Source organism: Mycoplasma procyoni, from assembly GCF_017052595.1.
GTDB lineage: Bacteria > Bacillota_I > Bacilli_A > Mycoplasmatales > Metamycoplasmataceae > Mesomycoplasma_A > Mesomycoplasma_A procyoni.
Window position 1 is genome coordinate 192894 of sequence record NZ_JAFIDB010000001.1, and the last position, 13589, is coordinate 206482.

Consider the following 13589-nt stretch of genomic DNA (forward strand, 5'->3'; position numbering starts at 1 on the left):
TCCCTTATTTTTAGTCGATTTTCAAACTAAAAATAAGGGATTTTGCTTTTTTTGGTAAAATTTAAATATTATTAATTATACGAAAGGTAGTTATGAAAAAAGAAAAATTATCTAAAAAAATTGCTAGAATGAATTCTAAATCCTCAAAACCTAAAAAAGAAAGAACTCCAGAGCAACAAAAAAGAGCTAAAATCATCAAATGAACAGTTGGTGGTGTAGTTTTTGCTTCTCTTTTAGGACTTGCGATTGGATTGCCTTTAGGAATTTCAACCAACCAAACAACAACAGTTTCAACAAGAGATCCAAAACAAACAGTTGTTACAATTTCAACACCAAATAAAGGAATCGATTTAAGTGTTGAAGACATCTTAAACGGAGTTAAAACAGAACAAGTTCTTTCACAAGAACAATTTAATGAAGCTAAAAAAACTTTAACTAAATATCTTTACGAACAAGAATATGATGCTGAACAATTATTTAAGAAAGCTTGAGACAAATCAAAAGTTGAAGGAACAACAAGTGACAATAGTAGATTCTATACAAAACTAAAATCTTATGATGACATTAAAGCTGAAAAAGAAAAATTCTTAAAAGATGAAAGAAGACGTTACCAAAGAAGTTATGGTTATGATAACTGAGAAAGTGAATTTAACAAATATCTAACAAACGATGCACAATTTGGTGGTGCAACAACTATAGAATCAGCTGTTGATTATTTAGTTTCAAAAGAAATTGAGCAAAAATCACTTGCAAGATTTAGTCCTGAATTTTCTACAGAATTCCTTTACAAAGATGTTAAAAACCGTGTGTTAAGCGAAGATGTTAAAGACAAAAACGGAAATGTTGTATTCAAAAAGGGAGACAGACTATTCAAAGGGATTATCGTTTTAGAAGATGATGCTGATAAAGGCGACTTAAAAGCAAACGCTTCAATTCCAAACATCGACAAAAAAGACGATGCACAAAAAACTCCAGAAGAAAAAGAGAAAAGCAAGCTTGAAGCAAAAGTTTCTGCATTTTTAACTAAGTCTTTTGTCAAAGAATACATGAATGCAAACAATGTAGTAAACAAATTCTACTTTGCAGACAATGCTCAACTAAAAGATCGTTTCAAATTCTTTAACGTTTCACAAATCACACTAAACATCAAACCAGCAACAGACAACTCACAAACAGCTTGAACTATTTCAAAAGACGTTCTAAAAGAAATTTTAAAATACTCAATTACAGAAATCAACCAAGCAGATCAAACAAACCCACAACCTACAACAAAAGAAGTAAAAACAACTCTTTCAGTACTTGAAAACTTCAAAGGTGCTTTTTCTGATGATAAAGCACAAAATGACATGGACAAGCAACTTCTAAACTTCATTAACTCATCAACAAACAAATCAAACTCAAGATATTTGGGACAACAACCAATCAGAAACCTAAACCAATTATTTAGCGAATCTACAGAATATGGTCTTTCATTTATCGATAACCTATTCACAAAACATGAAGCAACTAACATCCTTTCACAAACACTATTTAATAAACTAAAAGAAGTTTTATTTGTAGATGAAAATGCAAATCTTTTACCAGAAGCTTCAACACTTGCAAACAAACCTCTAACAGAAATTAACGAACTAAACAGAAAAATTACTGAATTCATTGACAAAATGAGTGATGGAGATCTTAAAAAAGCAGGTGGGGTATTCAAAGAAGTCTTTGGAGAGAAAAACACAAACGCTCAAGATACAAATTCATACAGAATTTACTCTGTATACAAACTAAGAGATGATGCTAACATTGTCTTTTCATCAAAAGGAATGCAAATTATTGTTTCACAAAAAATTGACTCAGCAGACTCTCTAAACGACATAATCAAAAAACAACTACAACTAAATGCAAACAACCAATACGACCAACAAATCAACTCAACAATCAGAGTAAATGATTTATTTAAAGAACTTTCAAACGATAACTTCGTTCTAAATGGTCTATTTGAAAACAATGACTTCACTAACAAACTACTTGAAGAACAAAAAGCAAACAAATCACAAGAAGAAAAAGATAAATACATTCAAGAGCTAAAAACATTAGTTTCAAACAATATTTCTTCATTCTACATTAATCAAATTCTTGATTTAAATTCAAAAATTCAAACAACTACCGATACTATTAAGAAAAATAATACAAATGCAGACTTTAACTTTGATGCTCAAAAAATTCAGTGACAAATTAAAGGAAAAGAAACACAAAGTGACCAAGAAGCAGTTTATGAAGCACTAAAAACACACTTTGGAATCACAAACAAATAAGGAGAAAACATGAAAAATAAAAATTTAATTAAACTTGCTTTTAGCTCAGCTGCTGTTATTTCTCCCGTTGCAATATTTGCTTCTTGTACAACAACTGTTAATTCTGCAGACAGAACAAAAGAAGATACAGATCTAAACTCCGCTGAATCTAAAAACTTCATTGAACAAAAACTAATCCAAACTATCCTTGTAGACAACTGATACAAAGAAGCTACAGCAGGATTAGACAAAGAAATTGACAAAGCAGACTCAAAATTCTATGCTGCTGCAAAACAAGCTTTTGATTTCTATCAAAATGCAGAACTAAAGAAAAACTCTTCATTTACAACTAAATTAGTTAGTGATCTAAAAGCAAAAAATGCTCTAAATTCTACAGAAATTAAAGCATTTGAACTAGAAATGGGTCCAAACAAAACTTTCAGCGAAGATTCCTTTAAACTACTTTATAAAAACACTCTAACAGGAATCAGATCTCAAGTTGACAAAATGGTTCTTTCTCTAAACTTCTTAACAAACCAAGAAAACATCAAAAACTCAAAAAGATATAAAGATTACATAAAACAAGAACACTCAAATTACACACAAAGACGTGCATATCAATCAACAAACCCAGAAACAAAAGACTTTTTCTTAAAAACTCTTTTATTAGAAAAACAACCAGCTCAAGTTTGAAAATTTGAGTCTTCAAACAACCAAAATGACATTTCAACTTATGCTGCACTTCAACTAAAAGACGAAACAACATTTAATGCAATTGTTTCTGTTGATCCAAGAAATACAGCAAACACTCAAGTTGTAAAAGACTTTGAACTATTAGGAATTAAAGACAACGCAGAAATCAAAAAACTGCTTTCTTACAAAGGAATTCTTTATAATCAAGGAAGCAACTCAAAAGGTGACTTAAGCTATGATGTTGACACACTAAAAAGACAAGCTGACGTTAAAACAGGATTTGTAGACGAAATCAACAGACTCGTTTATTCAAAAGAAGATTTAGCTGCTGCTTCTGAGTGAAAAGGCAAAAAACAACTTTCAATCAAGCTAAAAGATTCATTTAACAAAAAAGATTCTTCAAAATTCCAATTAACAAAAGATGATCTAGAAGTTGTTAAAGCTTCAGAAAACCCTGATGTAACTTACACAATCGAAAGAGTAAGACCAAACGAAACTACACAACTAAAAAGAGCTGAAGTCTTAGTTAAAATGGTTCTAACCAAAGATAAAGACAAGAAAAACGCTTCTGCAAAATACTACTGAATAGACATAAACTGACAAAGTGAACTAAATCCTACTTATTCCCCTTCAATTCCTGAAGAAGGTAGAGAATTACAAACATATCCAGAATATGTAAATGTAATAAACGAGAGCTACGACAAAATTACATCAACTTACATCAATAAAATCGTTCCTTTATTTGATGAAGTTCAAACAACAGGAGAAGGAGCGAACATTGAGAAAAAACTTTATTTCTCTTTAGATAACACTCCTTGAAACACAGCAGAACAAAAAACAATTCTTGCTTATTCTCTATATCTAGCTGACTCTTCAAGTGTTTATTCAGACATCAAAAAATTCTTTGAAGATGCTGGTTATAAAATTGAATATAAAGATGAATTACTAAAGGAAACAACTAAATAATGAAAACAGTTTTTCAAAAAATTATTGACAGAGAAATTCCTTCTAATATTCTTTATGAAGACGATAGAGTTATTGCTTTCTATGACATTCAACCAGAAACAAAAGGACACTTTTTAGTAGTTCCTAAAACCTTTTCAAGAAACCTGTTTACAATCGAAGATCAAGATCTAGAATACTTAATTAAAAAAGCAAGAGAATTAGCTCTTTTAGAAGTAAAAAAACTCAACGTAAAGGGATTTTCTCTTTTAATCAACAACGAACCAGAATCAAATCAATCTGTTTTTCACACTCATGTACACATAATTCCAAGTGAAAAATAACTAAAATCCCGTTTGGGATTTTTTATTTTCAGTTGCTCTGTTTTAGTACTTTTACACAACTCCTAAATCCTCTTTGTTGATATTATTAGAATTACTTTTTTGTATTTTTTTGAAATATTTATTTGAAAAATCTTGTAATAGTATTAAAATATAATTAGGAGGAATATATGACAAGTAAATTAGACTTAGTAAACAAAATTAAAAAGTTATCTTTAGCAAAAATTTTTCTTTGAATTGGATCAATAGCACTTATTGTGTTTTTAGCGGTTATTTTAGTAATGTTTATTCTTGTTCAAAACTCTTCTGGAGAGAAAGATATAGACTTTAAGAAAATGAATTTCAGTTGAACTGAATTACTACAATTTTGAAGATTAGGAATTATTGGAATTTTCATTATAATATTAGCAATTGGTATTCAAATCGCCAACTTCTTAATCACTTTATTTACTTATTTAACCATTAAACAATTTGGAGCTGATGCAAACAAAGAAACAAAAAAACTACACGACTTTTGACTATCACTCACAATTATCGAAGGAATCAATATTGCACTGCAATTTGTTCCGGCTCTCAATATTTTAGTTGGTCAAGCTGTATTTATTTTATCTATCATCTCACTAACATTAAGCTTAAGTTGAGCTTCAAGAACTAAAGAAAAACTAACTCAAATTATTAAACAACAACAAAACAACGAAATTAATCAAAATTAATTTATAATAATAAAAAAAGAAAGGAATATATGTGATCATTTCCATCACTCAAAACACTTAAATCACTTGCAATAACGCTTCTAGTGTTTTCAGCTATTGCTGTAGGAAAGGAAATTCTTTTTTGATTATTAGTTACATTTTCAGCAATTAGTTTCCAATCAAATTCTACATCTGTAAACGAAGCAGTAACTACAGGACTTGCAATTTCATTTGGTATTGTATTATATCTACTATTTTGACTATTTGGTGCAATTGCAATCTTGGTAATTTCGATAATTGCATTTGTAAAATTTTTAGAAGCACACAAAGAAAATTTATTAATGGAATTATATGGTTTATGAATAGCAACATTAGTTTTAAGTATACTATTCTTAGTTTTAGGTTGAATACCTATAATTAAGGTTTTCTTCTTAATAGTGCCTATAATAACAGCATCATTGACAATTTCAAAAATAAACAAATTACTCGTTTAAATCAGCTTAAATGCTGATTTTTCTTTTGTTTTAGGAAAGCCTCAACCGAAGGCTTTTGAGCTACTATAAAGCTTCAAAAACACCTATTTAAGCAATAATTGTAATATAGTGATAAAATTAAAAAGAAAATTAAAAAAGCCGCTAAAAGCGGCATTAGGTCATTTTGATATGGTGCCAACAACAGGAATCGAACCTGCGACCCCATCCTTACCATGGATGTGCTCTACCTACTGAGCTATGATGGCATTAATAGTATTATAACAAAAAGGAGAATAAAAAGATAAAATGATGCGTTTTTTTGTTGATAAAAAAGAAGGAGATTACTTTATCCTTTCTAAAGATGTACTTCAACACATCAAAGTAACAAGAGTTGAAGAAAAAGAATTTATATGTGTTTTTGAAGGTAAATTCCACAAATGTAAACTTGAAGGAAATGTTGCCAAAATAATTGATATAATCGATGAAAATCACGAATTCAATGAAGAAGTAGTAGTTGCTGCTGCAATCATTAACACAAAAAGATTTGAGTGATTAATTCAAAAAGCAACCGAGCTTGGAGCAACTAAATTAATCCCTTTAATTACTGAAAGAGTTGAACAAAAACTTGGAAATGACATTGACAAAAAAGTTCAAAGATGAAATGAAATTTCAAGAAATGCAGCTGAACAATCATTCAGAAACTATTCAATGGAAGTTACTTTTCCAACATTTTATAAAAATGTTTTTGATCATTTTTATAAAAATAAATATATTGCTCATGAAAAAGAAATAGACTCAAAAGTGCCAATCAGCATTCCTCAAAACTGCATTTTCTTAATTGGTCCTGAAGGTGGATTTAGTGATCAAGAAGTTGATTTAGCAATCTCAAGAGGTTATATTCCAATATCATTAGGAAAGCGTATTTTAAGAGCAGAAACAGCTCCTTTATTCTTACTTTCAAGAGTAGAACAAAACTAAAATCATCAACAATTTTGTTGGTGATTTTTATATATTTTTTTTGTTAAAACTGCTCAAAAAATATTAAATTTTTAGATGATTTTTGCCTTCAAAAATTTCAAAAAAACAGGCCAAAAAAATCGCAAAAATTCTTGATATTTCATAGCTATTTTTTCTCAAAAAATCGATAAAAAAACAGAATGATCACAAAATTATTTTGATCATTCTGGAAACATTTTTTTTCTATCTACCACATAGAAAAGTCAAAAAATTCTAGATTTTTTGTCTCTGTGCAAAATTCATATATTTTACATATTTACACGCTAGGATTTTTAAAAAGGTGCGTGAATCAGTCTTTTTTGAAAAATTTACTCTTTTATCATTTCGGTTCTACTCCTTGAAAATTTTGATGAAAAAACTTTACAATTTTTTCACATTTTCAAACAAAAAGTGAATTTTTCTATTAAATTATACCACCTTTTTTAACTTTTTGAGAAAATTTTTTAAAAATTTTATTTTCGACAAAATTTAAATCAAATTTTTTGTTGTTTTTTAAGAAATTTTGGTATCATTATTAAGCTAAATACATACAGAGTCACGGAGTTGAGAAACTATGATGTGTGCCAACCTGTTTAAGAAAAAAACAAGGTGGAAATCGAGAGGGAAACCTAACATGTATATCCCTAATTTCTCTGTCCTTTTATTTAGCACGAAAGGAAAAGAAAATGTCAAAATTTACATATAAAAAATTATTCACTTCAGAAAGTGTTGGGAAAGGTCACCCCGATAAAATTTGTGATCAAATTAGCGATGGAGTTTTAGATAATATTTTAAAACAAGATCCAAATGCACGTGTTGCTTGTGAGGTTATGGCCTCAAACCGTTTAATAATAATTGGAGGAGAAATAACTACATCAGCTTATGTTGATGTTGTTCAAACTGCTTGAGATGTCTTAAAGAACATTGGATATAGCGAGAATGACTTCACAATCATTTCAAACGTTAACAGCCAGAGTCCGGATATCAATCAAGGAGTCGACAGACAAGATGGACAAATAGGTGCAGGAGACCAAGGAATTATGTTTGGTTATGCAACTAAAGAAACACCAGAATACATGCCACTTGCAATCACTCTATCGCACGCTTTAGTTAAAAGAGCTGAAGAACTTAGAACTTCTGGAAAATTCAAATGAGCTAAAGCTGATATGAAATCCCAAGTTACAATTGACTACACAGATTTAAATAATAAAAAAATTGACACTATACTAATGTCAATTCAACACGACGAAAACTACAATGAACTTGAATTTAAGAACTTTATAAAACAAGAAATAATGAACTATGTTTCTAATAAATATAATTTGAATAATGACTACAGAATTTTAATTAATCCAACAGGAAAATTTGTTATTGGTGGACCAATCGGAGATGCTGGACTAACAGGAAGAAAAATTATAGTTGATACCTATGGAGGTGCTGCACCGCATGGTGGTGGAGCTTTCAGTGGAAAAGACTATACAAAAGTTGATCGTTCAGCCGCTTATGCTGCTAGATGAGTTGCTAAAAACTTAGTAGCTGCAAATGTTGCAGACGAGCTTGAAATTCAACTTTCTTATGCAATCGGTGTTGCTGATCCTGTTTCAATCGGAATCAAAGCAACAAACTCAAAATACAGCGACAAAGACATTTTAGAAGCTATTAGCTCTATTTTTGATCTAAGACCTGCTGGTATCATCAGAGATCTAGATCTTAAAAAACCAATCTACCAACAAACAGCAACTTTTGGTCACTTCGGAAGAAACGATTTAGATCTTCCTTGAGAAAGACTAAATAAAGTTGATGAAATAAAAAAATTCTTAAATATTAAATAATTTAAGAATGATATGATAATTTTGATGAGAACTTTCGAACCTGTGTTCGAAATATAAAAGAAATAAAAAAACCACTAAACATAGCACTTCTCGATTCGGCTGCTCCATTTCTGTCCTGACCGGGTTACAAGGTTACTATTTTAATGGCTAATTAATTATATAAAAATATACTCAAAAAGTCAATAAATTGAGTATATTTTTTATTTTGTTCTTTAATTTAGCGTGCTTTTTTAGACTGAAAAAGGTTAAATTTTGCCATTTTTTAAATATTTTTATTTCTAAAAGCACTGTTTGATGCATACTTTGGTATAATTTCTATACTTTTAAGAAAGGAAATATATGAACTTTTTTTATTGAAGACACAATCAAGCAAGTTTTGAGGAATCAAAACCTTTATTTTTAGGAATTTTTGGTGTTGTAATGTTTATTTTGATTTTAAGTTGACTATTTAAATCAAAAATTCAAGCATACTTTAATTCAGATCCAAACAAAAAGTATTTATTTAAGACGTTATCTAAAGACAATCTCTTTGTTGTAATAGGTGTTTTTGCCTTTGCATTTAACCTTTTAAGAATTATTTTAATAGGAGTTTGGGACTATCCTTGAAAGTACGAAATGCTACCTTTACACCTTTGTAGATTGCTACTAGTAACAACTTCTTTAATCTTCATTTTTAAAAGAGCTTACTTTGTTAAATATTTCAGTATTGTAGCTTTTTGAGGTGCTGTTGCAGCCTTTGTGTTCGCAAATATAGGAGTAATTCCAGAATATGTAAAATCAGACATAATTTACAACAACATCCAACCAGATTCACCACTTTACAAAAATGCAGGACTAAATTTAGGTTATGATAATATGCTTTATTGAGACTTTATTTTAGCTCACTCATTTGTATTATATGTACCTGTTTTAGCTCACTTTGCATACAAAGAAAAATCATTTATTGATCTTAGATCTATTTTAATTGGAACATTTGTTTTAACAGTTGCTGCTGTTGTAATATTCTTCTTAAACTGAATTTTCAATGCAATTGGAAACAGCAGTTCAAATCCAAAAGTTAAAATTGCTTTAGATGCTAACTGATTCTATTTAGGACAAGAAGGAATTGGCTCACTTGGTAAATTAAGTAGATGACCTCAATCACTCTTCTTTATCCCGCTAATATTTGCTGTTTTGGTTGCTATTTCTTATTTAGGACTTATCGCAATTAATTTATTTGAAATTCAATTTAACAAATACTTTTTACCTGTATCAGTTCAAACAAAATCATATGCTTCAGATCTTAAAATAAGAATTAAAAACAGCAACTTTTTCAAAGACTGATATTTAAAATTAGCAAATAAATAAAATTTCCTAAAACACCTGTGTGGGTGTTTTTTTAGTCAAAAAATTACTTTATTTTTTTCGCTTTTTTAGACTTTATGTTTATAATAGAAAGACACAAAAAGAGGGAGAATATAAAGCATGAAAATAAACAAAAAAATATTTAAAACACTAACATTAACTACAGCATCAGCAGCAGTGCTAACAAGCACTATTTCCTGTGAAGTTGTTAATAAATTCCTAAAAGATCCATCAAAACAAGATAATACTAATCCAGGTGAAAGTACAAACAAAAATCCAATAACCCCTCAATCAAGTGAACAATACAAAAAACCAGAAGGATTAAGTCGTATTGGACACTGAAATATCTTAAATTTTGGAGGAGATAAATCAACAAAATTAGGACTAAAAGTTACTGCCATCACAGAAACAATTCTCAAAACAGATTTAGATATTGTAGGACTTACAGAAATTAATTACAAATCAGGAGATAAAGTAAATAGAATTGTTGAAAGACTAAATGAATCTTCAAGTTCTAAATGAAAAATGGTTGTTCAACCAATCGAAGACTCTAATCCTAATGTAAATAAAGAAACAAAAGAACAAATAGCAATCCTTTATAAATCCGAGTTATTTGAAGCACTTCCTTTTAGCAACTCAAAAATAGGTGCAAGTTGAGGAACTCAATTTGGAAATGATGAAAACAATGTAAAAAGAAACTTCAAGAGACCTCTATTTGCAACTCTATTTAAAGACATAAAGAAAGATAAAAGAATAATCACTGTTTTTGGACATCTCGACAGTCCAGGAGTAAAAAAGGGAAGCGATGAAGAAAACTCATCATTCAAAGAACAAGGAACTCAAGAAGTTTTTGAAGCAAGAAGTATTCCAAAAGCTTTTGATTACTTTAGCTCACTAACAACAGAACCTGCAGCAATTGTTTTTGGTGGAGATACAAACATAAAAACAAAGAATCAATCTCTTTTTGATGAAATGATTACTAAAAAACTACTTTATGGTTATACATACAAAAACTATTTATTTAAATCAAAAGGCAAAGATCCTTTTGAATACTATGAAACAAGTTTAGGAGCAACAACCGGATACGCAAACACTTATGACAAAATGCTTTTTAGAGAAAATAATACCCTTGATTTTATAACAGAAACTGAAAAACAAACATTTAACAATTACTATAAAAATCAACACTTTAAATTCGATATTTTAAGTGCCTACAAAGACGGCGTTTATAATAAACAAGAGCATTATAAATTATGAAAACAAAATTATGGAACTACCAACGGAATTAGTGACCATGAACTAATAAGAACAGGAATTTCAGACCATACATTAGTCTGAATTGACTATAAATAAACTTAATTCACTACTTAAAAAGTGGTGAATTTTTGTTTATTTTAGTTGTTTTTGTAAACACAAAAATAGCAATTTTTCTGTGTTTTCAGCAATCTTTTAGTTTCTTTATAAGCTTCATTAAAATTCACAAAAAGCTCATTTTTTGCCCAAAAAAGCTCATTTTTTTTTTTTTTTGCAAATAAATGAAGAAATAAAAGATGTTTTGTTAAAATTAAAATATAGAAAAAGGAGAAATTATGTCAAAAAACAAAAAAGTATTTTTATATCTAACAAGCACGATAGTGACTGCTGCATTTGCAAACTTTGCAGCTATATCATGTAACCAACAAGACAACACAAAACCAGAACTTCCAGCAAATCCACAAAATCCTGCTCAAACAAAAACAGAGTTTGAAGCACCAAAAGCTACAGTTTCATTTAGCTCTGCTTCTGACAATTCTGCAGTTGCAACTATAGATTTTTCAGATAAATTTATTTTAAAAAGTGAATGAAACAAAGAACTTGCAAAGGATAAACAAGTATTTAATGCAGAAACTGAAGTTGAGGCAGTTTTAGTTTTAAGAGACACAGAACAAAAAGGTGAAAACACCAAATACTCTACATTTTCAGCTAAAGTATTAAAAGTTGAAAAAGATAATAAAAAACCTAGAACCACCGTTTCTTTCTCTCTTAAAAATTTAGAAGCTAATACAAAATATTTCTTTAATTTACTACAAGTTGATGATGTTGTTTACAAAGAAGGAACACAACTTTCAAACACAGATAAAACAACTCTTTCATTTACAACAAAACAAGAAACTCCTGTAGTTAATACTACTTGAAAAGCACCTAAAGCTACAGTTTCATTTAATGCAACAGCTTGAAATACAGCAACCGCTACAGTGGATTTAGAAAGTCCTTTCATTCTAAAAAGCGAATGAAACAGCGAACTTGAAGAAAACAAACAAGTATTCTCAACAGAAAACACTGTAGATGCTCTTTTAATTCTTTCTAATACAGAGACAAACACAGACAGTTCTAAATACATCACTGTATCTGCTAAACTTTCAAACACAGATGCTCAAGACAAAAAAGCAAGAACTCATTTAACATTCGATATTGATAAACTTCAAGCAACAGCAAAATACTACTTTAATTCGCTACAAATTAATGGCGAAACTTATCTATTCAATGAAGTTGCTGAAAAATCAATGATCAAAAATACAGATAAATCAACACTTTCATTTACAACTCTAACAAAATCAGGAGAAGAAGCTAAACCGGAAATTTCTTCTTGAGAAGCACCAAAAGCTACAGTAACATTTGATGGAATGACAGAAAATTCTGTAATGGCACATGTTGTTCTTGATTCTCCATTTATTTTAAGAAGAGAATGAGATAAAACAAAAGAGAAAAAGGCTCAAGAAATTGCTCAAGCTAATACAGTAAATCTAAAAATGACATTAGTTACTTCTCTTGATGAAAATGAGAAAAAACAATACATTACAACAAGCACCACTTTATCTAATTCTGCTGCAGCGGAAGGTGAAAAACCAAGAACAAAAGCAGACTTTTCAATTTCAGGACTACAACCAGGAACTACTTACTATCTAAAATCATTCGAAATTTCAAGTGCAAGCTATACTTTTGATAAATCAGACGAAGATTCACTAATTAAAAATGATACTCAACCACAATTCTCAACAACAGGGACAAAAGTAAAAGAAAATATAAGTGAATGATCCGCTCCTAAAGTAAATAAAATTGAATTCAACGACAATAAAGAGGCTCTTTCAGGGGTATTAAAAATTCATTTAGAATCACCTTTCATTTTACAAAAAGAATGAGATAAAACAATTGCAAAAGAAAATCAAACATTTAATCCAGAAAATTCACAAATAACTGTAAACCTTGTTGCTGTAGCTCTCGAAAGTGAAAACGGAGCTGAAACAAATACTATTCTTAATGTTTCTGGACAAATAACAAATGCAGATCAAAATGGTGATAAAGCTAGAACTTTAATTACTGCTACATTTACAAACTTGATGGAAAACAAATGATACAAACTTAAATCACTACAAATAGATTCTACAAATTACAATTTTAGCGATACATCAGAACAAAAACTATACACAGATACAGTATCAGGTCAAACTAAATTCATTATAATTAAAAATGTTGACGGTGATATTAGTATCGGAGACGAAGAAGACGAAGAATAATACTCAAAAATGCAAAACTTAAGTTTTGTATTTTTTTATCTAAAAAAAGCAAAAAGCTTATTTTTACTGTATTTTTTCAGATATAATTCAAAAAATAGCAGAAATCTCCAGTTTTAGCTTGTTTGTTGTATTATAATTAAATTAGACACATTTTAAGGAGCTTTATTATGAAAGATAAATTTAAAAAAGTTATTTTAGGAGTTTCAGCAACAGCTGTTTTACCTATTGCAACAGTTGCTACTGCAATCTCATGTAATCAAAACACAGCAAGTCAACAAAGTGCATCATCAGATGATACTTTAAGTCCAAAATACCTGTGTTTCCCAGTTTAGGCAAGAAACAAGAAATATCACTTTTTTACAAAAGTTGATATTTTTTTATAACAGCACTTTAGATAATATCTCCATAAATTCTTTATACAATAATTCTTCTTCAAGGTC

General features: G+C 29.4%; 11 protein-coding genes, 1 tRNA gene and 1 other RNA gene. 11 read left to right on the forward strand and 2 right to left on the reverse strand.

Translation table 4 applies throughout. The features are described from left to right. Positions 1–92 precede the first annotated feature (92 nt). From JV122_RS00845 to JV122_RS00865, 5 genes are all read left to right on the forward strand, one after another. Complete coding sequence (locus JV122_RS00845; RefSeq protein WP_205842563.1) at positions 93–2303, forward strand: HinT-interacting membrane complex protein P80; 2211 nt, start codon at positions 93–95, stop codon at positions 2301–2303. A 9-nt stretch (positions 2304–2312) separates the two neighbouring features. Further along, positions 2313–3941: a HinT-interacting membrane complex lipoprotein P60 gene (locus tag JV122_RS00850; protein WP_205842565.1), complete on the forward strand. Its 1629-nt coding sequence runs from the start codon at positions 2313–2315 to the stop codon at positions 3939–3941. Then, positions 3941–4261 carry a histidine triad protein HinT gene (gene hinT / locus JV122_RS00855; protein WP_205842567.1) on the forward strand — a complete coding sequence of 107 codons (321 nt, stop codon included), beginning with the start codon at positions 3941–3943 and terminating at the stop codon, positions 4259–4261. Before JV122_RS00850 ends, hinT begins: the two co-directional genes overlap by 1 nt. Before the next feature lie 167 nt (positions 4262–4428). Beyond that, positions 4429–4971 (forward strand): hypothetical protein, encoded by a 543-nt coding sequence (locus tag JV122_RS00860; protein ID WP_205842568.1) that lies wholly within the window; start codon positions 4429–4431, stop codon positions 4969–4971. Positions 4972–5000: 29 nt separating this feature from the next. After that, positions 5001–5444, forward strand: coding sequence for a hypothetical protein (locus JV122_RS00865; protein WP_205842570.1), 444 nt, complete (start codon positions 5001–5003; stop codon positions 5442–5444). Between the two features lie 169 nt (positions 5445–5613). Here the strand turns inward: JV122_RS00865 and JV122_RS00870 are convergent. Next, positions 5614–5689, reverse strand: a tRNA-Thr gene (locus JV122_RS00870). Between the two features lie 40 nt (positions 5690–5729). Here JV122_RS00870 and JV122_RS00875 point away from each other — a divergent pair. Continuing rightward, positions 5730–6401: a 16S rRNA (uracil(1498)-N(3))-methyltransferase gene (locus JV122_RS00875; RefSeq protein ID WP_205842572.1), complete on the forward strand. Its 672-nt coding sequence runs from the start codon at positions 5730–5732 to the stop codon at positions 6399–6401. A gap of 704 nt (positions 6402–7105) precedes the next feature. Further along, the gene (gene metK, locus JV122_RS00880) at positions 7106–8251 is read left to right on the forward strand and encodes a methionine adenosyltransferase (RefSeq protein ID WP_205842574.1); all 1146 of its coding nucleotides are present in this window, start codon (positions 7106–7108) and stop codon (positions 8249–8251) included. 65 nt (positions 8252–8316) lie between these two features. Here the strand turns inward: metK and ffs are convergent. Then, positions 8317–8401: signal recognition particle sRNA small type (ffs, locus tag JV122_RS00885), an RNA gene on the reverse strand. A gap of 189 nt (positions 8402–8590) precedes the next feature. Here ffs and JV122_RS00890 point away from each other — a divergent pair. From JV122_RS00890 to JV122_RS00905, 4 genes are all read left to right on the forward strand, one after another. Beyond that, positions 8591–9598 (forward strand): TMEM164 family acyltransferase, encoded by a 1008-nt coding sequence (locus tag JV122_RS00890; protein ID WP_205842576.1) that lies wholly within the window; start codon positions 8591–8593, stop codon positions 9596–9598. A 117-nt stretch (positions 9599–9715) separates the two neighbouring features. Then, positions 9716–10948 carry an MnuA family membrane nuclease gene (locus tag JV122_RS00895; RefSeq protein WP_205842578.1) on the forward strand — a complete coding sequence of 411 codons (1233 nt, stop codon included), beginning with the start codon at positions 9716–9718 and terminating at the stop codon, positions 10946–10948. Positions 10949–11184: 236 nt separating this feature from the next. Further along, positions 11185–13149: a hypothetical protein gene (locus tag JV122_RS00900; RefSeq protein WP_205842580.1), complete on the forward strand. Its 1965-nt coding sequence runs from the start codon at positions 11185–11187 to the stop codon at positions 13147–13149. A 167-nt stretch (positions 13150–13316) separates the two neighbouring features. Then, positions 13317–13481, forward strand: a complete 165-nt coding sequence (locus JV122_RS00905; RefSeq protein ID WP_205842582.1) for a hypothetical protein — start codon at positions 13317–13319, stop codon at positions 13479–13481. The last annotated feature ends 108 nt before the right edge of the window (positions 13482–13589 follow it).